This is a genomic window from Sulfitobacter litoralis (assembly GCF_900103185.1).
Classification (GTDB): Bacteria; Pseudomonadota; Alphaproteobacteria; order Rhodobacterales; family Rhodobacteraceae; genus Sulfitobacter; species Sulfitobacter litoralis.
The window spans coordinates 1-24,191 of the sequence record NZ_FNJD01000023.1; the positions used below are offsets into that span (position 1 = coordinate 1).

Genomic DNA, 24,191 nt, shown 5'->3' on the forward strand with positions numbered 1-24,191 from the left:
CAACGAGAGGCCTGATACATGACCGCATCCGATCACACACTCAAACCGTTCAGAAATCTCTTGCACCAACGGGGGCATCCATACATGCACAAATCGGGCTGAGGTTGGACTTCCCTTTCCCGGATGGACTTAGCCTATAGCCACGGTACGAGGTATGCCAAGAGCTGTGAAGTCGCTTAGGATCGCGGCACGGATTTGGATCTCCGCAACTTGGTAATCGAAGTCGCGCGCCGACAGGCGTTGACCAAGCAATTTAACACAATGCATTTTCGTCTCAACGCGGCTTCGACGGTGATATCCAGTTAACTGTCGCCACAACGCTCGATCCAAATACTTTGAGGATCGCACCGCTTCGTTTCGCGCCCTGGCTCCGGGTGTGTCAGGCTTCCATAACTTCGTATTTTTGCGCGGTGGGATGACAGCATTTGCATTGCGGGCAGCAATCGCATCGTGGCAATTTTGGGTATCGTAAGCCCCGTCCATTGCTCGGCAGGGTAACACGCAGTAATGTCCCGAGAGGGGCCTGTGACGCTACCTATTTCTTGATCTGGCGGAATCTGGTTGAGCAGATCAGGTAATATGGGTGCGTCACCGATGCTGCTACTCGTGACCTCGATTGAGGTATTTCCAGTGTTTGCTCGTCTATACCAATGTGTATTGTGCGCCAGATGCGGCGCTTAGGACCGCCATGCTTGTGGGCGTTCCACTTCCCTTCGCCCTCAGCTTTAATGTCAGTACTATCAATGAGCAGATGTAACGGCCCCGGTGAGCCCCGATAGGGAATGGCGACCGGCAACGTCTTCTGCCGCCGACACAAGGTGCTAAAGTCTGGCACTGACCAGACAAGCCCGATCCGTTCCAGCAGATTTTCGACAAAGCCAGTCGTCTGCCTTAAAGCAAACCAAACAGCATTTTTATGGTCAGACAGGCTTGGATCGCCCCATAGCTATAGGATTGCTGACCTCCACGATGGCCTGACGGCTTCGCCTCCCACGCCATCACTGCGTCACCGGATCGACAGCGAACCACGCTGCTTCAGGGCTCGATTATAGTGTGGCCAGTTTTCGGTCTTGTAATTCGTAGGGGGCCAGCTGCTCATGGAGGCCAGCTATCACGCTGGATTCATGTGGTGAATCCTCGCGGCACGTTTTGTGCAAAAAAGTCGCATCGCGCCTGATCTACGATACAGAGACATCTTTGGTTTGAAGTGAGTTTCTATATGGGAACTACAAGCGAGTTTCTGGCAAGGATGCAGCGCCGTGCAGACGGGAAGCGGAATTGGCCATCGGAGTTGAAGGCCCAGATTGGGGCCGAGACGTTGATTGATGGCGAGACGGTCAATACGGTTGCCAAGCGTTATGAACTGATCCCCAGTACGGTGTCTGATTGGCGGCGGATGGCGCGACAGGGAAAGCTGATTTTACCAAATCTGGAGGGCATAAACTTTGTGCCAGTTGAGATTGAGACGCCCGCGCCTGTAGTCCAGCCTCTCACCGTCACATCCTCCAGCACGATTGATTTGATCATAGGCGATGTAACGGTCCGCCTTGGTGCAGCGACATCAGCGGCGCGGATTGCCGAGATCGCACGGGCTATGGCACCGTAATCATGCCATCCCACAAGGTGCGGGTTTTTGTGGCTAGTGATCCTGTGGGCTTCCGCAAAGGCCATGATGGGCAGGCCGCTCTGGTGCAGAGCCAGCTTCGCCAAAAGCCCCTTGATGGGTCGGTCTAAGTGTTCCGCCAAGCGCGCGGATCGGCTGAAGTTGATCTATTGGGACGGTGATAGCGTATAAGCGGCTTGAAGATAACAGCTTCAAATGGCCCGCGATCAAGAACGGGCTCATGCGCTTGGAACCAGCCCAGTTTGAGGCGTTGTTCGCAGGTCGGGATTGGCGGCGCGTGCAGCCTTTGGAAGGTGGCAGCGCCCTCTGCGGCGGCGTGACTCACGTGGCTGTTTATGCGGGTCATTATACCCTTGTTTTGCTATGGAAACGGGCAGGAGTTCCTCTGATGAATTGCCCAATGATATAACTGAGCTGAAGGCAATCATCCGTGCGCAAACTGAGGGAGGTTTCGGGGGGCAGGTCATCGGCACTGAAAATTCCTCTTGCGCAAGGGGCAGGTATACATGGAAAATGAACCGCCACGGAAACCCTCTCTTGTATGTACCTTTTTTCCTTTCTATCGTATTACCTCGATAATTCTATTGCATGAAAGGAAGCTAGCTTTGAAGATTCTCCTGCTGGGATCGACCGGAATGGCAGGGCAAGCCTTTGAAACTCACTTAGTGGCAATGGGTCATGAAGTGGTTGGTGCTGCGCGAAGTCAGGCAAACATAAACCTTGATATTTCAGTTAATGAGGCGCTGCTACTTGTTTTGGAGACCGGGAATTTCGACGCTGTTGTGAACGCAGCGGCAATAGTCGATATAGAGAGGTGCGAATTGGACCCTCTGTTGAGCTGGAAAACCAATGCTGCCCCTCTCGCGATTTTGGCGACATGGACGCGCGAATATAAAATTCCACTTTTGCACATATCAACGGATCATTACTATCCGTACGGTGATAATTTTCCGCATGGCGAGGATGCGCCTGTTTACTTTCTAAACACCTACGCGAAACACAAATATGCGGCCGAGGCTTTTGCGCTAGCATCCCCATACTCTCTTGTATTGCGAACAAGTATACTGAGCAGCCGCAAGAATGGCGGGAAGACATTGGTAGAGTGGGCGCTCGACTCTCTGTCGACTGGCAAACGTATTTCAGTATTCAGTGATGCTTGGACATCAAGTATGGATGTAGATTCTTTTGCAAGACTGGGTTGGGAGATGTTCAATGAAAAGCAGGCGAAGGGCTTGTATAACTTGGCGTGCCGGGAGGTTTATTCAAAGGAAGCTCTCATTCGGGGCCTCGCAGAGAAAATAGGCTACACTCAGGATAATTTGTTTCCTGCAAGTATCAAAGATGTTTTTCTCAATCGCCCAAACTGTTTGGGCTTGGATCCATCGAGAGCCGAAAAGATTCTTGGAAAGAAATGCCCTGATCTAAATACTGTTTTGGATAATTTGCTGTACAGTATGAAATTTTCAGAGGGTAAAAATATACTTCATTGAATACATGGTGTACGAAGAACGAGGCTACTAGCTGAAGTGGAAAACTAAAATGAAACATTTACCAAACGCGCAGTTCAAAATTGGTGAGAAGCTCGTTGGAAAAAATTGCCCTACCTACTTTGTCGCCGACATTGGCGCGAACCATGATGGTGATCTGGGTCGGGCAAAGGAGCTGATTCACAGCTGTGCCGAGGCCGGTGCGGACGCGGCAAAATTCCAGCACTTCCAAGCGAAATCGATCGTGAGTGATCAAGGCTTCAAAAAACTTGATCCGACTTTCATGTCGCATCAAAGCAAATGGAAAAAGTCCATTTTTGAAGTTTACCAAAGTGCGTCCATAGACATGGGTTGGACGACCGCTTTGAGGGAGGCATGCGACGACGCAGGTATAGAGTTTATGACCACACCTTATGCGCCAAATCTAGTGGACCACATCGATCCATTTGTTTCCGCATACAAGATTGGTTCGGGTGACATAACTTGGATTGATCAGATCGAGTATATTGCCAGCAAGGGTAAGCCCATTTTGCTAGCCTGTGGAGCGTCAACTCTTGATGAAACTGTGCGGGCGATGGCCTCTGTCCTGAAATACTCTGGCGATGTTTCACTGTTGCAGTGCAATACGAACTATACGGCAAGTCTTGAGAATTTTGACTATATCAACCTTAACGTTCTTAAAACTTTTTCCGCGATGTATCCCGATGCTATAACAGGCCTTTCCGATCATACACCTGGGCACGCCACGGCATTAGGCGCGGTAGCGCTGGGCGGACGCATTATCGAAAAACACTTCACGGATGACAACAACCGCGACGGACCGGATCACAAGTTCGCTATGAACCCGGAGAGTTGGCGGTCCATGGTCGACAGAACGCGTGAGCTTGAGCGCGCCTTGGGAACGGGCATTAAAAAGGTGGAAGACAACGAACGCGATACGGTAGTGATTCAGAGGCGTGCGCTCCGCGCGTCGTCCAAATTTTCGGCAGGGCATGTTTTGAGGCCCGAGGACATCGAAATCCTGCGACCCTGCCCTCTGGATGCCATCCCTCCCCATCTCAAATCAATGGTCGTGGGCAAGACGGTCCGGGAGCCTATGGAGCAGGGAGATCACTTTACGTCCTCGAACCTAACGTAATGCGCGGCGGAACGCTAATTCTTATACCGGCGCTCAATGAATCTGCCAAAATTGAGCAGGTGATTAGGGCGGCTGCGTCGTTCGGTGATGTCCTTGTTGTTGATGATGGCTCAACGGACGGCACCGCTGTAATTGCCAAAGCCACAAGCGCTGCCTGTATCAGTCATTCTAAACCCATGGGCTACGATGCGGCTCTTGGTGCTGGCTTTACTTGGGCAATGGAAAATGGCTACAAAATTCTTGTAACTCTTGACGCCGATGGTCAGCTTCCCGCTCACCGTTTGCAAGACTTTATTGAGGCAATTGATAAGGGCGCTGATATCGTCGTGGGAAGTCGGCCGTCTTTTCCCAGACTATCTGAGTATCTGTTTGCAGCCACATGCCAAATGCTATCGGATGTACGAGATCCATTTTGCGGTATGAAGGCATATCGTCTTAGCTACTATGGGTCGGATATTGCATTCGACACCTATAGCTCTATTGGAACAGATTTACTTTTACGCACAATTATTTCAGGTGGAAGTGTCCAGAATATCGAGATTTCTATCCTCCCTCGAGAGGGGCAGTCGCGAATTGGATCTAGGATCGGTGCTGAGAAGAAAATCCTTAGGGCGACCCTAATTGGTACATTTAGACTTCTCATAAGTGCGATAACGAAAAAAAAAGATCCTACTTAAACCCAGTTTGCGAGAAGAATAACGATGAAAATTGCGATTATACCAGCACGCGGGGGCAGCAAACGCATCCCCCGAAAAAACGTTCGGAAATTTCACGGGAAGCCAATGATTGGCTGGGCAATTGAGGCTGCACATCGGAGTGGCTGTTTCGACCACGTTATTGTATCAACGGACGATGCTGAGATTGCGGAAATCGCCCGCGACTTTGATGCACTCTGTCCCTTCGTGCGCCCCCAAAACCTTGCTGATGACTTTACTCCTTTGGTTCCAGTCGTACGCCACGCCCTGACTGAGACTATGGCAGGGTTGGGCGCAGTCGACCATGTTTGCTGCATACTTCCGACAGCACCGTTAATGAGATCGACCGATCTGAGGGATTGCTATGACGTTCTGCAAGCGGGGCGAAATACCTATGTACTGCCGGTTACCAGTTTCCCGTATCCCATCCAAAGAGCGGTCAAAAAACTTCACGATGGTCGCATTACAATGTTTGAGCCTGACCACTACCTAACACGTTCTCAAGATCTCGAAGAAGCGTTCCACGATGCAGGCCAATTCTATTGGGCCAGCACGGAGACCTGGATGTTAAAAGACCAGCTTTTCGACAAAGATGCTTTTGGGTTCGAAATCCCCCGCAGCTACGTGCAGGACATTGACACAATGGAAGACTGGCATTATGCTGAGATGCAATTTTTGCTATTAAATCAACTTAAAGCGGCAACCCTGGGCCACGACCAAGAAGGATGTTGAGCCTCCCCCTTTGAAGGGTACTGTCGCAAAGTTTTTGCGGTTGGTTGGGCTAGCTCGCGCATGGTAGGCGCTGGCTTTTGAGCTTGATAGAGAATCCACAACGGTGACGATTAACTTCAAAAGAGACCATTCCTTGAAAAGCGTGATCTTGTAAGCTGTATTCTTCTACGTGCGCTACGGCGTCTCTTATCGGGCTCTCGAATAAATCATGGCTGAACGCGGAGCTGAAATCGATCATGCCATGTTGAATCGCTGGGTTGTGAAATACTCGCCGCTGATCGCTGGAATTGCGCAGGCGAGAAAGCGGTCGACTTCCGTATCTTGGCGGATGCATGAAACTTACATCAAAGTTCGTGGAACGTGGATCTACCCGCATCCCGCGGTTAATCGTAACTGGCAAACCCTTCATTTCATGCTGCAAGAGCATCGTGATACCGCTGCGGCTTGCAGATTCTTCAAGCGTGCCGCTGGCACCAAAGGTGTCCCGGATCGTATTACCATCCATCAGAGCGGTGCCAATTTGGTTGGCCTGCACAGTTTACATTTCATCCTCAATTTCACCGGAGTTGGTCAGATTATCGGAATCTTTCAATTCAAATATCTCGACAACATCGACGAGCAAGACCGCCGTTTCACTATGCGGATCACCCGACCAATGCTCGGCTTAAAAGCGTTCCATTCGGCTGCGGCAACGCTAGACGGGATTGGAAAGGCGCACGTGATCCGTGGAGGTCAGCTTGCTCAAAAAGGCATCCCGCCATTCAAGCGGTTTGCTGATCTCGCAGCATAGATGCGTCCAGCAAAGGCCGTTCTTCAAGCCACTGGAAACTTTCCGACAGAACTACTGCTGGTATAATTAAAGGTTTTGTTGCTGAAACAGTAGCCACAAGACAAGTAAAGCTTAAACTATCGTCACATACTACCAAAAGGATTATTAACTTGAAATATCGCGCTGAAATAGACGGATTGCGAGCACTTGCAGTTGTCCCAGTAATATTTTTCCACGCTGGATTTGATCTATTTAGCGGCGGGTTTGTAGGCGTTGACGTGTTTTTTGTGATAAGTGGCTACTTGATAACCACAATCCTTATTGAAGATATAGAAGGAAATAGATTTAGCATTGTTAACTTTTACGAACGCCGTGCACGAAGAATATTGCCGGCCCTTTTTCTAGTATTGTTTGTTACATCAGCCACCTCCTACTTTACGCTGTTCCCTGCAGATTTTAAGGAGTACTCTAAAAGCCTACTTTCTGTGGTATTTTTTGTATCTAACGTATTTTTTTGGCGTGAATCAGATTATTTTGCAACAGAAGCAGAATTGACGCCATTGTTACACACGTGGAGCTTAGCTGTTGAAGAGCAGTACTATGTGCTATTTCCTATCTTCCTAATTTTCGCATGGCGCTTTGGTAAGAGCAGAGTGTTTTGGATGATTGTAGCTATGGCTACAGTTAGTTTTCTTATAAGTGAGTGGGGCTGGCGTTATGCAGCAACGGCTAATTTCTATCTGGCACCTACACGTGCATGGGAGTTGTTTGCTGGATCAATTTCAGCATTCATTGTCCAAGAACAAGGTGTAAAAAAGAATAATATATTTTCGCTGCTTGGCCTAGGAGCTATTATATTTTCAATTTTTGCTTACGATGAGAGCACTCCATTTCCTAGTGTTTATGCTTTGGTTCCAGTTCTGGGAGTAGTACTACTAATTTTGTACGCTGATAAGGAAACATTGGCTGCAAGAGTTCTGAGTACTCAAGGGTTTGTTGGAATAGGTTTGATAAGTTACTCAGCGTACTTGTGGCATCAACCCTTGCTTGCATTGTATCGGCATAAATTTGGAATAGAGTTAGAAGTTATTCCATCTCTGTTTTTGGTAATTGTCGTTTTAATTCTTTCTGCGTTTACGTGGAAATTCGTGGAAAACCCGTTCAGAAGTAGCTCTAGTTTAGATCGCAGGGCGATATTCGTTAGTAGTATTTTTTTTATTACTATTTTGTGCGGTTTGGGGATTGCAATCCTCACTACGGACGGCGCGAGTTATAGATATGAGCTTCCACCAAAGCCATCGCCTTGGGCTGACATTAAATGCCATGGTGCTAAACGTGTGGCGCAATATAAAAACCCAATCGAATATTGCCTTGGTAGCTCAACCTCATCATCAAGCGGTGACATCTATCTGGTGGGAGATAGTCACGCCGCTCAGATAACTTTTGCCCTTAAAAAGGTGGCCGCTGAGAGAAGCGTATCGTTTAACTTTATTAATACTCAAAGTGAAGATGATTTCCCTTATTCCTTTTTAAAGCGGCCAGTATCAAACGATCTAATTCTTGACCACCTTCTCAATGTTATGAGTGAAGGAGATTACTTACTTGTTTCTTTTCATCGCGGGCATTTAAATCCAAAGAGAAACTCACACTTCTCAATAGATACCCTAAAAGAAAACGTGTACAAAAGCAATATGTTCACAAAGAACATGATTAAATACTCAAAGCTATTTGAGGAAAAGAATATAAAGATTGTTTTGGTAAAAGATGGCCCCCTTCTCAATGAGTCAGATGCTTCTTTAGAGGAGTGCATGTATAATTTTATTAATAAAAACAAAACACCATGCAAAATATCATTCGAGCGCGACAATAACACTCGATATCTTCAGTCACAATCATTTGAGTACATTTCTAACGAATTCAATTTCATCACTTCGGTTGATTATCTTCCAGAATTGTATACTGACGGGTACTTTTCGCCAATCAGTAAGAATGGCGAATATTTAATGTTTGATAGAAACCACCTTACTGAGAAAGCGTCGCTCAGTTTAGTTCAATTTTTTCAGGACAATCTTAAATAATAATTATTAATCAATGAGCTGGCCTGGTAATCCCCCCTAAAATTAGTGGTGTTCAAAAGTAGAATTTTCTCGGCAAGATATCTGAGGAGATTTACGATGAAGAACGGACGATTTAGCGATGCGCAGATCATGGCTGTGTTGAAGCAGGCGGAGGGCGGTGTGCCGGTCTCTGAGCTGTGCCGGGAGCATGGGATGAGCAGTGCCAGCTTCTACAAATGGCGGGCCAAATTTGGCGGTATGGACGCGTCGCTCATCGCAGAGATGAAGGACATTGCCGAGCAGAACCGCCGCCTCAAGAAGATGTATGCGGAGATGATGACCTGAGCCCCTAAAACTCCTCCAAATTTGTGTAGAGTCCGCCCAACAAAAGGACGGACAAATGAAGGCGAGATTTACGGACGAACAGATCATAGCGATGATCAAGGAACAGGAATCTGGCGAGAAGACTGCCGATGTATGTCGGCGGCATGGGATCAGTTCAGCGACGTTCTACAAATACAAATCGAAGTACGGCGGCATGGAGCCGTCTGACGCGAAGCGGCTGCGAGCGTTGGAAGACGAGAACGGTAAGCTGAAGAAGCTACTGGCCGAACAGATGTTGGACAACGCCATGCTGCGAGACATCAATTCAAAAAAGTGGTGACGCCCGTAGCGAAGCGGAAAGCTGTGGTTCACTTGATGGAAGTTCATCAGGTCAGTCAGCGACGGGCGTGCGATGTGCTGCAAGTTGATCGGTCATCGGTGCGGTATCTGTCGCGTCGTGGTGATGATGCTGAACTGCGAGATGCTATCAAACGGGTTTCGCGAGAACGGCGACGGTTTGGTTGTCGTCGTGTCCACGTGATGATTGCGCGGGAGGGTTTTGTCGTGAACCACAAAAAGGTCAGGCGCATTTACGTCGAAGAGAAGCTTCAGGTACGCCGTAGAGGTGGCCGAAAGCGTGCTTTGGGCACAAGGAAGCCAATGGTGCTGCCGGATGGCCCGAACCAACGCTGGAGCTTGGACTTCGTGTCAGACGCGCTGACAGACGGGCGCAGGTTTCGCATCTTGGCAGTCGTCGATGACTTCAGTCGTGAGAACTTGGTTCTGGTTGCTGATACATCGCTGTCCGGACACCGGGTTGCTCGTGAACTGGACAAGGTGATCGCAGAACGAGGCATGCCGAAGACAATAGTTTCAGACAACGGAACTGAGTTCACCAGTATGGCGATCCTCAAATGGGTTCAAGACACGGGTATCGATTGGCATTACATCGCGCCTGGAAAGCCCCAGCAGAATGGCTTTATCGAAAGCTTCAACGGCAAGCTACGAGACGAATGTCTCAACGAAACGTTGTTTGGAACACTGGGTGACGCCCGCGAAACGCTTGAAGAATGGCAGGAGGATTACAACTGGCGCAGACCACATTCAGCATTGGGCGACCTGACACCGATGGAATTTTTGCAGAGAAAGACAATGGACAAGATGGCGGCTTAACGCCAAAGATTTAACTCCAAGGACTCCGCCCAAAGCTGGAGGGAACTTGGGGCTCAGGTCAATGAGCATGCAGAATGAGTTGCTCAAGGAAGCCCTCGGAAAAAAGTCTTGAGGCCGTCTCATCGACGAGAGATGGCCATGAAGGTGGTGGCAGTACATGGGGTCAGTGTCGCGCTGGCGTGCCGCACGTTCCAGATCAGTGAGACCTGCTATCGCTACAGTCCAACGCTGAGCACCGAGAACGAGGAGATCGCCGATTGGTTGGAACGTCTGACGGCAAACAAGCGCACCTGGGGCTTTGGCCTGTGCTTTCTGTATCTGCGCAACGTGCAGGGCTATTGTTGGAACCATAAACGCGTGTACCGGATTTACTGCGAACTGGAGCTGAATCTACGGATCAAACCCAAGAAACGGCTGAAGCGAGACAAGCCAGAACCGCTGGCTGTGCCTGACAAGCCAAATGAGACGTGGTCGATGGATTTTATGGCCGATCAGCTCTCTGACGGCCGGTCGATCCGGACACTGAACGTCTTGGATGACTTCAATCGCGAGGGCCTTTGCATCGAAGTCGACTTTTCACTGCCCGCTGAACGCGTGGTGCGTAGCCTGAACCAGATCATCGAATGGCGTGGAAAGCCCAAGGCTATTCGTATCGATAATGGCCCCGAATATGTCAGTGGGAAGCTCATGGAATGGGCTGAAAAGCAAGGCGTTAGGCTGGAATACATCCAACCCGGAAAGCCCCAACAGAACGCCTATATCGAACGCTACAACCGCACGGTTCGGAGAGTGTCCGATCTTCTGTGTATGAGTAATTTGGCCCATGCTTCCAAACTGAAGGAGCATGACAACGATGACGATTTCCAAGGAAGTTTTAGACGAGCTGCTGAACGGCGTTAAGAACGCGGATGATTTGTTGGGGGATCAGGGCTTGATGAAAGAGCTCAAGGTCCGCCTAATGGAACGAATGCTCGGCGCAGAATTGACCGAACATCTCGGCTATGAGCCGGACACTCAGCCGACAAATCAGCAGAGTAACCGTCGCAATGGCACGTCGCGCAAGACGTTGAAGGGCAATGATGGGGCGCTGCCGATTGATGTCCCGCGCGACCGTGAGGGCAGCTTTGAACCGGAACTGATAAAGAAGGGCCAGACCCGGATCGACGGCATGGACGACAAGATCATTGGCCTCTATGCAGCCGGATTATCGACCCGCGATATCCGCGCCCACCTCGAAGAGGTCTATGGTCTGAAGGTTTCGGCCGACCTTATCAGCCGTGTCACGGATGCGGTTTTGGAAGAAGTGTCGGATTGGCAGAACCGCGCTCTGGAACCGATGTATCCGATTGTTTTCCTTGATGCCCTACGCGTTAAAATCCGCGACGCGGAAAGCCGTCAGGTCAAGAACAAGGCTGTCTACGTGGCCCTGGGCGTCACTCCTGAGGGCGAACGTGAGGTTCTGGGGCTATGGGTTGCCAATAATGAAGGTGCAAAATTCTGGCTCTCGGTGATGAACAATTTGCGCAACCGGGGCGTCGAAGACATCCTCATCGCCGTCGTGGACGGCCTCAAGGGCTTCCCTGATGCGATCAACGCGGCATTCCCGGACACCACAGTGCAAACCTGCATCGTGCACCTTGTGCGCCATTCCCTGAACTTTTGCGGTTGGAAAGACCGCAAAAATGTCGCCAAAGATCTGAGGCGGATCTATCAGGCCACCGATGACGTCGAGGCCGAGAAGGCACTGGCTGATTTCGAGGCTGAATGGGGCACGAAATACCCCTCAATCGCCCCAAGCTGGCGGCGCGCATGGCAGGAGGTCATACCGTTCTTCGCCTTCCCGCCAGCGGTGCGCAAAATCATCTACACTACCAACGCCATCGAAAGCCTGAACCGCGTCATCCGGAAAACCACCAAAACACGCGGTAGCTTTCCGACAGATGACGCCGCGACAAAGCTAATCTACCTGGCGATCCGCAGCTTCGAGAAGACTGGCAGGGCCGTCAGAGAATGGGTTGCTGCACGGAACCAGTTCGCTATCCTATACCCAGAACGGTTCAACATATGACCCGTTTCAACTGCATGGGCTGAGCCTCATACACAGAGTTTCGGATACTCCCCACGGTTCGCGGCGAATGGCTCAGCCAGTTCATCTTTGACACCATCGAGGAGGCACAGGATCAGGCCACGGTATGGCTCTGGACTTACAACAATGAACGACCCAACATGGGCATCGGCGGCATAACACCCGCAATGAAACTGAAAACAGCCGCCTGAATTCTACGGCTGGACCCCATTAAAAATGGGGGGATTACCCACCCTTCTTGGGCTGTTTTTGTGGAACTTTAAGCCCCTCCCGTCGCCAAGTCCGTTCTACGCGCTTATGATTTACGTGCCAGCCGCTGTTATTCAGCATGCCCGTGATCATACGATAGCCGTATCGTCCGAACTCTTTCGTCAGCGCGATAATATCCTCGGTCAATCGCTCTTCATCAGGCAAGCCACATGGCACCTTGCGCTGCGTCGAACGATGTTGGCCGAGTATGCGGCAGACCCTGCGCTCAGATACGCTGAGAGTTTGCCGCACATGATCAATACACAAACGGCGACGGGAAGGGCTTAGAAGTTTCCCCGTGCGGCCTCGGTGAGGATCATCTTGTCCAAGGACAGATCTGCCACGACCCGCTTGAGACGTTGGTTTTCAGTCTCAAGCTCTTTCAGCCGTTTGAGTTGATCGCGGCTCATGCCGCCATATTCTTTGCGCCATCGATAGTAGGTCTGAATTGTTACGCCAATTTGCCGAACAGCCTCGGAAACTGACTTTCCCTGCCCTTGCAAAACTTCAACTTGCCGGAGCTTTAGCACAATATCTTCTGGCTTTTCTCGTTTTCCAGCCATCGTTTAGTCCTCCTAAAACGGGATAATCATATCCCAATTGGTGGACCACTCCAGTGGGGCCATTCCAACTCCAACCGAAAACGAGGCGTATTCAGAAAAATACATCAGTCAGGGACGCGTAGTGTCAAGCACACACCCTGCCGGTTTCAGACACGCCCCTTTTCTTGGCGGATAGTCCGGAAAATCTAAAAAATGTTTCTTTCTAGTTTGGATCAACGACGGTTTGCACACGTACCAATCCGGTCAACGGGGCGATAAGAGAACCCACTGTGTCATTCCAGCGCGTGATCGGGTCATTTGTGACAAAAATGATGTCTAGCGGGGCCATCTTGAAATCTGTCGCAAGTACTAGCGCCGTAGCCGACTTGAGATTGAACTGAAACACATCGAAGCCTTGGGGCGTGGAGGGTGTGCGACGGAAGACGAAAATCCCGCGAGAATCGGCCCTGATGCGGTCGATGCCTCCCACTTCGGCAAGTGTCTCTGTCAGGGATACCGGCACATCCGACGGTAGAGGGACCTCCGCAGTCGCGATTTCCCCAAAGGTGAATATTTTGTTATCCCGGATTGGAGGGACATTAATGATATCGCCATCTAGGACAATAGGGTTCTGACGCACTGCGCCTTGGTCTACAAAAGCCTTGAGGTTGACGTTATATGCTTTGCCCCGACGGCGGATCGTGACATTTGCCAGATCCCCTGCTTCGTCGATTCCCGCTTGGTTGAGTACATCCAGCAAACGCAGCGGCACGTTTGTAATAGTCACCGGCCCAGGGGCGTCAACAACGCCTGTTATTGTTGCTTTTCGAGAGTTAAAGCTCGAAACAGTCACCTCGACCTGAGGTGCTGCAATGAAGATGCGGAGCTGTTTTGTTAGATCCGCACGAATTTCGGTTGCACTGCGCCCTGCTCCGCGGATAGCCCCTACGAAGGGGTAGAAGAACTGGCCGTGCTCATTAACCACGATGCCTTGCTCAACATTGCCTGTCGCGCCCCCGGAAGCGCCTACAGCCTGAGTGCGCTCAGGGTTCGACCAGACCATGATCCGCAGCTCGTCACCAGCTCCAACTCGATATGTATAGGGGGCTGGATCTCCGGGTGGGTTTGCCGGCTGCGTTTGATTGCTGAAAAAAACGGGAGTACGGTACTGGGAAATATTTTCAGTCGTTATACGCACAACATTGATGTTCTGTTCAACCAATTTCTCTTGAGCATTTTCGGAAATGGGGAATCGCATTTGCCCTGCGCATCCGCTCAAAACGAGTACCATTGCTGCAAGCACCAGTTTTGCTGCCTTGCGCTGTATTCCGTCCTGCATCTTGCCCCGCCCGTTCATGTTGGTCTTCAATATCTACATGCCCTGCTAGTAGAGGACAGACATTATTGACTATTTCGCATAATTCTTGTGACAAGGTATGCGATACTGAAGCTGAAAAATCCAGAACCGACATACCCTGATCGATCGTTTTTGAAGTTTGCATTACCCTTACCGTTTATAGGTCTTATTTTATAGGGATTTTTGCCTAGGAGCGGGCTCCGATGGACCTCGCCGGGAGGGGTCAAAGCCGCAGATCTGTATCTCTTGCGGGGAAGAGGTACTTTAAGTCATAAAGTACATGCGTCTCGCGACCGTACCGACGAATGCCCTGCACTCCTTCTTCCTGAAATGTGTCATGAGAAACCGCTAAGATAATGGCGTCATAGCTTTCCGGCTCGGGTGAACCGATCAAAGACAAGCCATATTCCGACATTGCATCAGCCGCGTGAACCCAAGGGTCATGTACGTCAACGCTTACACCGTAATCCTGAAGCTCTGTAATGATATCGATTACTTTGGTGTTTCGGATATCGGGACAGTTTTCTTTGAAGGTCAGCCCCATGACCAGCACCCGAGCATCGCAGACCTGGATACGCGATCGCATCATAGCCTTGACCAGCGCAGAGGCCACATGCGCGCCCATCCGATCATTCAGGCGACGGCCCGCCAGGATGATCTCGGGGTGATAACCTATCGCCTCAGCCTTGTGGGTCAGGTAATATGGATCCACCCCGATGCAGTGTCCACCGACCAGACCGGGGCGGAACGGCAGGAAGTTCCACTTTGTGCCCGCCGCTTGCAGGACCGCCTCGGTATCGATGCCCATCTGGCCGAAGATAACCGCCAGCTCATTAATGAGGGCAATATTCAGATCCCGTTGGGTGTTCTCGATCACCTTCGCAGCCTCGGCTACGCGGATCGACGGGGCCTTGTGCGTCCCTGCTGTAATGATGCTGGCGTAAAGGTCATCGATTACATCTGCAATTTCTGGCGTCGAGCCCGAAGTGACCTTGCAGATTGTAGGCAGGCGATGCTGCTTGTCGCCTGGGTTGATGCGCTCGGGACTGTAGCCTGCGAAGAAATCAGTGTTGAAGGACAACCCCGAGACGCGCTCCAGCACTGGAATGCATTCCTCCTCGGTGGCACCAGGATAGACGGTGGATTCGTAAATCACGATATCCCCGCCTTTGAGCACCTTTCCTACGGTTTCAGACGCCTTGCGCAACGCAGTCAGGTCGGGGCGCTTATGCGCATCAATAGGGGTGGGAACTGTCACGATGAAAATCCTGGCTTCGGCCAATGCTGCAGGGTCTTCTGTTACGACCAACTGGCCTGCCTCGGCCAATTCATCGGGCGTGACTTCGCGGGTCGAATCCCGCCCGGCACGCAGCTCTGCCACCCGGTCGGGCTTGACGTCAAAGCCAAGCACTTTCCGGTGCTTCCCGAACTCAACGGCCAGTGGCAGCCCGACATAGCCAAGACCAATAATGGCGATGGGGGCGGTTTGAAAATCTGGTTGATCAAAAGTCATGCGGGTTCTCTCAAATCTGGTAATAATCCTGGTACCACTGCACGAACTGGCGTACGCCATCGCGGAACGGAGTTTGGGGTGTGTAGCCGGTCAGGTTCTGCAATAAAGATGCATTGGCCCAAGTGGCGGGTACGTCGCCCAGTTGCATTGGCATGTAGTTGCGAATTGCTTTCTCGCCCAACTCTTTCTCGATGGCATCAATGAAATCGAGCAAACGCACCTTGTCGGAGTTACCGATATTGACCACGCGGAACGGTGCGGCCGGAGACAGGCTGTCGTCCTCCACCGCCGTGTCTGGCGCACCGGGTACAGCATCTATCAACCCCCTAATGCCGCGCACGAGGTCCGTTACATAGGTGAAATCGCGCCACATCTCACCATTGTTGTAGATGTCGATTGGCGTGCCTTCCAGAATACCCTTGGTGAATTTGAACAGCGCCATATCAGGGCGCCCCCAGGGGCCATATACAGTAAAGAAGCGGAACATCGTAATGGGCACGCCGTGGATATGCGCCCAAGCATGCCCCATTGCCTCGTTTGCCTTTTTGGTGGCGGCATAAATGGTCAGCGGCGTGTCGGTTTTCTGGCGTTCGTCAAAGGGCATGTCTTCGTTTGCGCCGTAAACCGAACTAGTCGACGCCATTAACAGATGGCCCACGCCAGCGGCCTGTGCAGCTTCCATAACGTTGAGCGTGCCGACCACATTCGCGTCAATGTAGGCGCGTGGGTTCTCCAAGCTGTAACGCACCCCGGCCTGTGCGGCGAGATGCACGATGACATCGGGGCGAAAGTCTTTAACAGCTGTATGCAATGCATCCGCATCTTCCAGCATGGCTTCGGTGGTGGAAAATCCCTGATGCTGGCGCAGCATAGCATGGCGCCGCTCTTTCAGACGCACATCGTAGTAATCTGTCATGCCGTCATAGCCGGCGACAGTTATCCCCTCTTCCAGCAGCAGTCGGGAAAGGTGAAAACCTATGAAGCCGGCGGTACCGGTGATGAAAACGCGTGTCATTTGAATGTGCTTTCGTACTAAAATTATTGGGGTGTAATACTATAAGATCACTCTTCTGTAGAGTAATTGTATTTGTAAGCACCGTAATGATACCCATAACTCGTGCTATATTGGCCGTAGCGGCTCTTGTTCATGTCATACTGGTTAATAATCGCCCCCGCAGGTGTAATCCCTGCAAGCTCCAATCCCTTCAGAGCGGATTGCATCTGCGGCTTAGTCGTCACCAGATGGCGAACCAGCATCAGTGTAATATCGGTTTTTTGACCGATGATGGCAGCATCCGTTACGGCAAGGATCGGCGGCGCATCGACGATAATCAAATCATATTTTTCAGAGAGCACCGATAGTAAGTCTGAAAATGAAGTACTTTCCAACAATTCCGCAGGGTTGGGAGGGCGGCTACCAGTCCCGATAAAATCAAGCCCAGTTGTGGGATCGGTATGTGTCGCAGCCAGCAGATCGGCTTCGCCCACCAGTACTTGAGCAAGACCTGCCTGCTTGCTTGCAACCCCGAAATTTCGCCCCAGTTTGCCGCGCCGCATGTCGCCATCAATCAACAAAACCCGTGTGCCAAGAGTCGCATTAATCATAGCGAGGTTCAGAGAAACAAAGGACTTACCGTCTGCAGGTGCGCATGACGTAATCATAATCGTTTTGGCATTACGAGCCGCCAGGGTGAACCTCATACCGGTACGCAGCCCGCGAAAGGCTTCAACGGCGATATTGCTTGGTTCATGTCTGACCAGAGCATATTCTGGGATACCCTTTTTGGCTCCAGCTAGTTTGGGCACTTTATTAACAGACCCCAGCACGGAGAGGCCCAATTCTTCGACTTCACGTGCATCTTCGATGCCCCGGCGCAAGAAATTGAGCCCGAAGACAAGTAGTATACTAAAAGCAAGCCCCCCAAACAGACCCGTAAGCGCTGGCGTTCGGCGATTGGGCCCAATAAGGCGCGCCACCTCTGCTGGCTCTAGCACGCGGATATTCCCCACGGCACTGGCACGCAATACGCGTAGCTGCTCAGCGCGGGCGACCAGTTGGCGCTCTAATTCGCGCGCACTGACCACACGCTCTTGCAGTCGGGCAAACTCTTGCTCTGCTGCAGGCACATCCTGTAGGTCAGCACGCAGACTGTCACCACGGCTTTGCAATCGCGTACGCTCTGCCAGCAATGCTTGGTAATCGGGGTGGTTCGGGGTCAGACGCTGTGCCAGCTGCTGCTCCTGAAACGCCAACTCCTCCAGGCGCGTCTGAACTTGCACCAGCTGATCCAGCAGCTCCTGTGTTCCAAGGCTGAGTTCCAAATTGGCTTGGGTTTCTCGGTAGGTTGCCAGTTCTGTTGAGGCAACGGCAGCCTCCAACCGAACTTCTGGTATTTTGCTCTCGATAAAGTCGATGCTCTGGTCAATTTCAGCCGAGCGACGTTGTAGGTTTTGCAGGCGATACGATTCTACGACCGTATTGGCAGCCACGACGCTGAAATCCGGGTTGGCGCTGGTAAAGCTGAAATCAACAATCCCTGTTGATCGGCGTTCGTTGACAGACAGGCCATTTCGTAGACGCGCGACGCTGTGGCGAAAGGGCACTGCAAAAACATGATATTCGCGCCCTTCCGCCGCATTTAATGCAGTCACCTGTAACTGAATATCGTCCCCCAATGTGACAAGTGTACCAACCCGGCCTGTAACGGTGGTTGAGTTTGGAGCGGTGATCTCAAAACTATCAAACCCAGTCACGCGCAATGAGATAGGCGCGCCTATTAAGTCTTCACTAACCCGGAGCTGGTTCAGCGAAATGCTTTCGCCTGGCCTCTGATAAGCATCAGGCAACAAAGGCCCGAGTAGAGGGATGGACCTGCGCGCCAGCAAATCCCCAATGATAGGCGCGCGTATCGGTTCCACGCGGGCATTTACGCCCAGCTTCTCGACCACAGGACCAAGAATAAGCCGTGAGCGGATTACATGTATCTCTGTCTCAAAAGATGAACCCCGAGCTTGATCCCCAGAAAGCAGGTTGCCAATTAGTTCCTCCGGCAACACCACACCGCTGGAACGTGTTTCTATCTGCACCACAGATATAGCACGGAAGTTGTTCGGTCCCAACTGCCCGATGATCAGTCCAATGGTTCCTCCCAGAAAAGCCAAAGCGATAATAAGCCATTTTCGAGCTAAGAACTGCGCGAGAAGATGGCTCAAATCAAGATCACCGTCATTCCCATCGATTTCCGGCATTTTCTTTTGCGAACGTTCAGTCATGGATGGGCCTTTCATCCGCGCATCGCGGCCAGTTGTTGTACCCAATGCGGGACACTTTCTCGGATCATTTCGATCGCACGCTGGTGCATGCCCATACCCATCCGATATGGATCCGGAATGGATTTACTGTTCTCGAAATAGCCCAGCAACATCGTCTTACCGCTAAATTGCGGCCAGCGGCGGATGATCTCGTCGCGGTGATCCTGGTCCATTACCAAAATCAGTTCGGCCTGCTCGCCCAGTTGCGATGTAAACTGCCGCGCAGCATGTGGAAGTAAGAGAATTCCTTGCTCGCGCGCCGCCTCGGCGCTGTCCGTGTTGATATCCCGTCCCACGAGCGCATGCAGCCCCGCCGAGGTTACAGCCACATCCGGCAAAGCTTCCCGCAACGCCGCCTCAGCCACCGGCGAACGGCAGATATTGCCGGTACACACACATAAAATCGAAGAAACCATCAACACATATCCTGTTTGCAGTCCTGAGAAGACTGCCTTTTGGCATAACTCGGCCAGCAAGCTCTGCAAAATACCACATGGCTATATCTTTCGCACGTGTACCCATCCATATTGGCGCAAGGAAAAATAGTCAGACCCTCATGCAAAACTTGCTAACTCCTAGCGGCTTGAAGAGATTTTTCCAAGCCGCTAGATGCGATTTGTCGTGATGCATGCGCAGGCAAAGCAAGGAGGGCAAATCTGGTATGAACAGCTGGTGGTATGAGGGTAAAAAAAACATCCTTACACATATGAGCCTAAGCACGAATGCCGCCCATATTGTTTTGGGCATACTTCTATTTCTAGGCGCGGCGATCCTTGCGCGCCGGACCAAACATGCCCCCGCTTTGGCCTTGGGAAGTGTGCTTTTGGTCCAAGTCATGAACGAGATACTCGACTGCCTTGACTGGATCGCATGGACCGGGCACGTGAACTGGAGCGAAGCGTTTTCTGACACGGTATACACCCTTGCCCTGCCTGTCCTCTTGGCTCTGTCATGGAGGCACCAAAGGCAGCGCTGGGCAAGAGCAAACACAAAAGAGCAGCCTTAGACTTTAGCTATGGATGGTAATCAGCCGTACCCGACGCTTCAGCTTCCGCACAATAGGTCGCGCATAGGTGTACGAAAGAACAAACACCACGCTGAAAAATACCACCGCTGAAAATGCCGCGCGTGGCTGATCCCAGAACAGCACACTGGTTAAAGCCGGAACGATAACAAATGGGGTCAGAATGAGCGTGGTGAGCGGGTTTGCAAGCCCACGCCGTCCTCGGCCCAAGAAGTGAATTTCAAGTGTGCGCATCACCATTTGATGTGCATGAAGGCGGTCGGGGGCGGTCGTCGCTTTCTTCCGTTTTGATCTGCGATAGATTGAAAGCACCATATCAGCAATTGGCCAAAACATCGTGAGAACAATTGCCCAAGGGGAAACGTCCGGTGCATTGGCGATAATGAAGATACCTAGCCAGCTCAGGATAAAGCCAAGAACATAGGCCCCGCCATCGCCCAAGAAAATCAGGCCAAAAGGGTAGTTAAGCAAAAAGAACCCAAGCACGGTTGAGGCCAGCATGATCGCAAGGGGGACAATATCTGCATACCCAGACTTCTGTGCGATGTAAGCCAGTGTGAGTGCAGCTGTCATTGCGGAAAGCGATGACAGCCCGTTTACGCCATCAACCATATTGAAGGCATTGGCCACGCCAGCCGTGATTAGCAGTGTCACCGGAATACCGACTGCCCAATGCCACATCACCCTATCAAGCCCTGGAATTTCGACCCGTGGTAGCCACAGTTCGAAAAAGAACATCACAGCAAGGCTCGCCACAGCTGTGGCTATAAGACGATCCCGAGGAGAGACTCCGAAGCCTAAGTCTTCAAAGATGCCCGCGAGAAACAAAATCAAGCTAGCGAGGATGAGGTAGGCATAGGGTCCAGCAATCGCATCTGGCGCAAAAAAGATGCTGACAACAATCGACAGAAATATCGCAAGCCCCCCGACCCGCGCCGTTCGGCGTACATGCATGGATTGTACCGCGCATGTGTGGTCATCCTGGCCCGCAAGTCTGGGAGCGCGAGGCGCAAGAGCGATGAGGATCGTACAGATAAAAAAAGACAGAAATATCAGCACATAATTGTGCCAGAAAAACATATTTATCCCGAGGTGTTCCATGGCATGTGAACTACTTGGTCTAGAGAAATTTAAACAGGTGAAAAAATATCAGAGCTTTAAAATAAGCACCATAATATTACACCGATGTGTCTTTTATCTCAAGGCCAGTGTTTTTTGATGCGCGCCTTAGTCCCCCTTCTCCGCTCGCATCTTAACGAATCCCACAAACGCGGCATCTGCTGCGCGTAGCTTAGGCCGTCCGGAAGCCGCCCAGAAGGCACGCCAGTTAGCCTCCAGCGCATAGACATCGGCACCTGGTAAAATCTCCCGCGCAGCCTCGATCGCCTGCTCAGACAAGGGTGGCGCTTCGGGGCCATCTTCGATCAGGGTACGACGGGTGAAGCGGATCATATCGCCCGCCTCTTCCTCCATCTCGTAATCCGGTAAGTGGTTCGCCTCGATCATATCGCGTAGCATCTTGCGAAAGACACGGCGCGGGGACGCAGAGCCGGATTTTTTCAAAAGCAGCTCAACCGAGATCCGCCAGGCCGGTTGGCGCCCACAGTGCTTGCGCGCAATCTCATAGACCCGTCTCTCCAGCGGTTTGCGCAGACGAAAATAATCGCGGCTCAGCGTGAGCACCGATTTTGACAGCACCGCGCGGTAAAGCCATTCCGACAGGGTAACCTTGACACTCACCATCCGGCCGCCACGGGCACGGCGCACGATCTCCCAATTTTCGATCAGACCAAAGCCGCTGGTCACCTCCATCCCACCTGTCTCCAGATTGGTGGTGATGCGCGTCCCCGCCAACCGCTCGAAAGCTTCACGTAGCCGGCGGTAGGCATCGCCAGAGGTTTCGCGGTTCGTCGCGACCAGCATATCGTAGGCGCGTAACGTCAACGTACGCCCTACGGCGCGGCCAGCATTCAGCGCGGCCATCAGCTGACTGATACAAAAGATCAGGATGTCTTTATCATGGATGGTCGCAAGCCCGCGCATGCTTGGTACGACGGTGATATCGGTCCCGTTATGGGTGTAGTTCAAAATGCGTCGATCCGGCTTGGTCGAGAGCGAGAAGATCGGATGCTCCATCGTTGCAAGATCGTCTTTCGGGATCGCATCAAAGATATCGCAGACAAAAAAATCCGCCTGATGCCGGTCGGGCAACAGGCCCTCTGCGGGCGCGGGGTTTGACATCGTCTGTCCTCTGCCTGTCGACAGCCTCCGCCTCTTACGTGCGAATTTCTGCCGTGATCACTGCTCGATGTTCCCTTTTTGGGAATCGTGGTTTTAGTGACACCACCCTAAAAGTTATCCACATTGCTTGTCCATCACTCACCCCTGCCCTCGGGCATTTTGATCGGGGGATCAGAGTCGCTTTATCGGGGGTTCAGAGTCAGTCTTTCGGGGGTTCAGAGTCACTCCCTATGAAAGGGCTATCCGAAAGCCTTTGATAAAAGGGGATAAATGGATTTCACACAAAACCCTTAACTTGATAATAACACATCATAACACTGGGTTGGATTTGCATCACATCGAGATTTTCAAACCAAACACCCGGCTGAACCCCCAGTATTTGCTAAGAAAAACCTCAAGAAGTACGGTTTTTCTTCCATGTGACGCGTTTTCTGGTACATAGATGGAAACGCAATACATAAGCGAATTTCCGATGAGTGAGCCCCTCCCCCCGTACTTCAATATTGACCCCGATCAAGCCATGGCCGATCTGGGTCCACCTACGTCCTCGCAAGACTTTCATGCCATCGCGGAGGCCTGCTCTCGAGGGCGCCAAGATCTTGCTGGCCGGGGGATGGATGAAGCGGGTCAAAAGCGCCTGCGTCTGTTCTCGACATGGGAGATCACCAAATATCTGATCCCCGTGGCCCAAGCTCATTTCCGCCGCGTGCTGCGCAACAACCCGGACCTGCCCCAAGGCACATCCGAAACCGCTGGTGGCGCCAAATGGTTCACCCTCGACGAGGTGCTGCGCCTGCGGGCCCATTTCGGATCTGAAGGTTCCAAGTCGAAAGAATACCGCCCCTACCGTCCCAAGGGCCTGCCCGCCAAAATCGTATCAGTCGCGAATTTCAAAGGTGGCGTGGGCAAAACCTCTACCGCCGCTCACCTGGCGATGTCGGCCGCGCTGGATGGCTACAAAGTGCTCGTCATCGACCTCGACAGCCAAGGCTCCATGACATCGATTTTTGGAGGTCGGATCGAAGACGAATGGGGCACTGTTTTCCCGGTGATCGCCCGCCACTATGCCGAGGCCGCCCAAGCCGAAAACCGTGCCAAAGCCGACCGGGGTGAGGCACCGACACCGCTGGATGATACCCTGTCGGAAGCGCTCAAAATGAGTACCGGTGATTTAATCCGCCCGACCCATTGGCCCAATATTGATCTAATTGGCGCCCAACTCAATTTGTACTGGGCGGAATTCCAGATCCCTGTCTGGCGTATGGCGACCCGGGGCTGGAAGCTCTGGGATGCATTGACCGACCGGCTCGAAGCCGACGGCGTACTAGACGACTACGATGTGATTTTCGTCGATACCCCCCCTGCCCTAGGCTATCTCACCATCAACGGACTGGCCGCCGCTGACATCCTGTTGGTCCCCCTTGGCGCCTCGTTTCTTGAATTCGATAGTACCGGGCGGTTCTTCGATATGCTCCATTCCACCTTCAGCTCCATCGAAGAGGGCGAGAACATGGCCGCCCGCGCTTTGGGGCGTGAGGGGCTGCAATTCGAGTGGGACGCAGTACGTGCTGTCATCACCCGTTATGACGGCGCGCAACAGGCAGAACTTGCAGCACTGATACAGGCTTATCTGGGGCAAACCCTGTCGCCACACCGGCAGGATTTCACTGCTCTGATCGGGCAGGCCGGCGAAAGCGTGAACGGCATCTACGAGGCGGATTACCGTGACTTCAACCGCGAGACCTACGCCCGCGGGCGCCAGACATTCGATTCAACCTATGCTGCTTTCAAACGCCTGCTGATCGGTGCCTGGCATCGCGATGCGAAAGCTGCGAACGCAGAAGCAGCATCTGATTAACTCTACTGCC

17 protein-coding genes and 6 pseudogenes are annotated in these 24,191 nt (G+C 51.8%); 14 read left to right on the plus strand and 9 right to left on the minus strand.

Going from position 1 to position 24,191, the window contains the following annotated elements; genetic code table 11:
* Positions 1–129: 129 nt before the first annotated feature.
* Positions 130–1,099, minus strand: a pseudogene (locus tag BLQ98_RS15170) (IS5 family transposase).
* A gap of 120 nt (positions 1,100–1,219) precedes the next feature.
* Here BLQ98_RS15170 and BLQ98_RS15175 point away from each other — a divergent pair.
* The 13 genes and pseudogenes from BLQ98_RS15175 to BLQ98_RS15235 all read left to right on the plus strand — a co-directional run.
* Positions 1,220–1,606 carry a transposase gene (locus tag BLQ98_RS15175; RefSeq protein ID WP_244148451.1) on the plus strand — a complete coding sequence of 129 codons (387 nt, stop codon included), beginning with the start codon at positions 1,220–1,222 and terminating at the stop codon, positions 1,604–1,606.
* A gap of 175 nt (positions 1,607–1,781) precedes the next feature.
* Complete coding sequence (gene tnpB, locus BLQ98_RS18670) at positions 1,782–2,033, plus strand: IS66 family insertion sequence element accessory protein TnpB (protein WP_167354557.1); 252 nt, start codon at positions 1,782–1,784, stop codon at positions 2,031–2,033.
* Positions 2,034–2,229: 196 nt separating this feature from the next.
* Positions 2,230–3,114, plus strand: coding sequence for an SDR family oxidoreductase (locus tag BLQ98_RS15185; protein WP_167354558.1), 885 nt, complete (start codon positions 2,230–2,232; stop codon positions 3,112–3,114).
* A 49-nt stretch (positions 3,115–3,163) separates the two neighbouring features.
* Complete coding sequence (locus BLQ98_RS15190; RefSeq protein WP_093734109.1) at positions 3,164–4,249, plus strand: N-acetylneuraminate synthase family protein; 1,086 nt, start codon at positions 3,164–3,166, stop codon at positions 4,247–4,249.
* Positions 4,249–4,926, plus strand: a complete 678-nt coding sequence (locus BLQ98_RS15195; RefSeq protein WP_093734110.1) for a glycosyltransferase family 2 protein — start codon at positions 4,249–4,251, stop codon at positions 4,924–4,926. The genes BLQ98_RS15190 and BLQ98_RS15195 overlap by 1 nt, the downstream gene beginning before the upstream one ends.
* 24 nt (positions 4,927–4,950) lie before the next feature.
* Positions 4,951–5,676: a pseudaminic acid cytidylyltransferase gene (gene pseF, locus BLQ98_RS15200; RefSeq protein ID WP_093734111.1), complete on the plus strand. Its 726-nt coding sequence runs from the start codon at positions 4,951–4,953 to the stop codon at positions 5,674–5,676.
* A 103-nt stretch (positions 5,677–5,779) separates the two neighbouring features.
* Positions 5,780–6,466: pseudogene (locus BLQ98_RS15205) on the plus strand (IS6 family transposase).
* A 149-nt stretch (positions 6,467–6,615) separates the two neighbouring features.
* Positions 6,616–8,523, plus strand: coding sequence for an acyltransferase family protein (locus tag BLQ98_RS15210; RefSeq protein ID WP_167354559.1), 1,908 nt, complete (start codon positions 6,616–6,618; stop codon positions 8,521–8,523).
* Between the two features lie 96 nt (positions 8,524–8,619).
* Positions 8,620–8,835, plus strand: a pseudogene (locus BLQ98_RS15215) (transposase); the annotation flags it as partial.
* A gap of 67 nt (positions 8,836–8,902) precedes the next feature.
* A protein-coding gene (locus BLQ98_RS15220; RefSeq protein WP_425263963.1) for an IS3 family transposase occupies positions 8,903–9,999 on the plus strand; the annotation gives its coding sequence in 2 pieces (ribosomal slippage) (positions 8,903–9,149 and positions 9,149–9,999; 1,098 coding nt in all).
* 67 nt (positions 10,000–10,066) lie between these two features.
* A pseudogene (locus BLQ98_RS18305) lies at positions 10,067–10,785 on the plus strand (IS3 family transposase); the annotation flags it as partial.
* Positions 10,786–10,852: 67 nt separating this feature from the next.
* On the plus strand, positions 10,853–12,067 hold the full coding sequence (locus tag BLQ98_RS15230; RefSeq protein ID WP_093734113.1) for an IS256 family transposase: 1,215 nt from the start codon (positions 10,853–10,855) through the stop codon (positions 12,065–12,067).
* 53 nt (positions 12,068–12,120) lie between these two features.
* Positions 12,121–12,276 (plus strand): annotated as a pseudogene (locus BLQ98_RS15235) (integrase core domain-containing protein); the annotation flags it as partial.
* Positions 12,277–12,316: 40 nt separating this feature from the next.
* Here BLQ98_RS15235 and BLQ98_RS18510 read toward each other — a convergent pair.
* The 8 genes and pseudogenes from BLQ98_RS18510 to BLQ98_RS15285 all read right to left on the minus strand — a co-directional run.
* A pseudogene (locus tag BLQ98_RS18510) lies at positions 12,317–12,897 on the minus strand (IS3 family transposase); the annotation flags it as partial.
* Between the two features lie 202 nt (positions 12,898–13,099).
* A complete protein-coding gene (locus BLQ98_RS15250; protein WP_141135348.1) occupies positions 13,100–14,245 on the minus strand; it encodes a polysaccharide biosynthesis/export family protein in 1,146 nt (381 codons plus the stop codon).
* 211 nt (positions 14,246–14,456) lie between these two features.
* Positions 14,457–15,746, minus strand: a complete 1,290-nt coding sequence (gene tviB / locus BLQ98_RS15255; RefSeq protein WP_093734117.1) for a Vi polysaccharide biosynthesis UDP-N-acetylglucosamine C-6 dehydrogenase TviB — start codon at positions 15,744–15,746, stop codon at positions 14,457–14,459.
* Between the two features lie 10 nt (positions 15,747–15,756).
* A complete protein-coding gene (locus tag BLQ98_RS15260; RefSeq protein WP_208596076.1) occupies positions 15,757–16,761 on the minus strand; it encodes an NAD-dependent epimerase/dehydratase family protein in 1,005 nt (334 codons plus the stop codon).
* Positions 16,762–16,808: 47 nt separating this feature from the next.
* The gene (locus BLQ98_RS15265) at positions 16,809–19,019 is read right to left on the minus strand and encodes a polysaccharide biosynthesis tyrosine autokinase (protein ID WP_167354561.1); all 2,211 of its coding nucleotides are present in this window, start codon (positions 19,017–19,019) and stop codon (positions 16,809–16,811) included.
* Between the two features lie 11 nt (positions 19,020–19,030).
* A complete protein-coding gene (locus BLQ98_RS15270; protein WP_093734120.1) occupies positions 19,031–19,474 on the minus strand; it encodes a low molecular weight protein-tyrosine-phosphatase in 444 nt (147 codons plus the stop codon).
* Positions 19,475–20,067: 593 nt separating this feature from the next.
* A complete protein-coding gene (locus tag BLQ98_RS15280; RefSeq protein ID WP_093734122.1) occupies positions 20,068–21,183 on the minus strand; it encodes an MraY family glycosyltransferase in 1,116 nt (371 codons plus the stop codon).
* 126 nt (positions 21,184–21,309) lie between these two features.
* Positions 21,310–22,323, minus strand: coding sequence for a replication initiator protein A (locus BLQ98_RS15285; protein WP_093734123.1), 1,014 nt, complete (start codon positions 22,321–22,323; stop codon positions 21,310–21,312).
* Positions 22,324–22,795: 472 nt separating this feature from the next.
* Here BLQ98_RS15285 and BLQ98_RS15290 point away from each other — a divergent pair, with 472 nt between their 5' ends.
* Positions 22,796–24,181, plus strand: a complete 1,386-nt coding sequence (locus BLQ98_RS15290) for an AAA family ATPase (RefSeq protein WP_167354563.1) — start codon at positions 22,796–22,798, stop codon at positions 24,179–24,181.
* The last annotated feature ends 10 nt before the right edge of the window (positions 24,182–24,191 follow it).

Coding starts and splice junctions, on each gene's coding strand:
- BLQ98_RS15175 (WP_244148451.1), top strand. CDS start 1,220: ATGGGAACTACAAGCGAGTTTCTGGCAAGGATGCAGCGCCGTGCAGAC.
- BLQ98_RS15190 (WP_093734109.1), top strand. CDS start 3,164: ATGAAACATTTACCAAACGCGCAGTTCAAAATTGGTGAGAAGCTCGTT.
- BLQ98_RS15195 (WP_093734110.1), top strand. CDS start 4,249: ATGCGCGGCGGAACGCTAATTCTTATACCGGCGCTCAATGAATCTGCC.
- pseF (WP_093734111.1), top strand. CDS start 4,951: ATGAAAATTGCGATTATACCAGCACGCGGGGGCAGCAAACGCATCCCC.
- BLQ98_RS15230 (WP_093734113.1), top strand. CDS start 10,853: ATGACGATTTCCAAGGAAGTTTTAGACGAGCTGCTGAACGGCGTTAAG.
- tviB (WP_093734117.1), bottom strand. CDS start 15,746: ATGACTTTTGATCAACCAGATTTTCAAACCGCCCCCATCGCCATTATT.
- BLQ98_RS15260 (WP_208596076.1), bottom strand. CDS start 16,761: ATGACACGCGTTTTCATCACCGGTACCGCCGGCTTCATAGGTTTTCAC.
- BLQ98_RS15265 (WP_167354561.1), bottom strand. CDS start 19,019: ATGACTGAACGTTCGCAAAAGAAAATGCCGGAAATCGATGGGAATGAC.
- BLQ98_RS15270 (WP_093734120.1), bottom strand. CDS start 19,474: ATGGTTTCTTCGATTTTATGTGTGTGTACCGGCAATATCTGCCGTTCG.
- BLQ98_RS15280 (WP_093734122.1), bottom strand. CDS start 21,183: ATGGAACACCTCGGGATAAATATGTTTTTCTGGCACAATTATGTGCTG.
- BLQ98_RS15285 (WP_093734123.1), bottom strand. CDS start 22,323: ATGTCAAACCCCGCGCCCGCAGAGGGCCTGTTGCCCGACCGGCATCAG.
- BLQ98_RS15290 (WP_167354563.1), top strand. CDS start 22,796: ATGAGTGAGCCCCTCCCCCCGTACTTCAATATTGACCCCGATCAAGCC.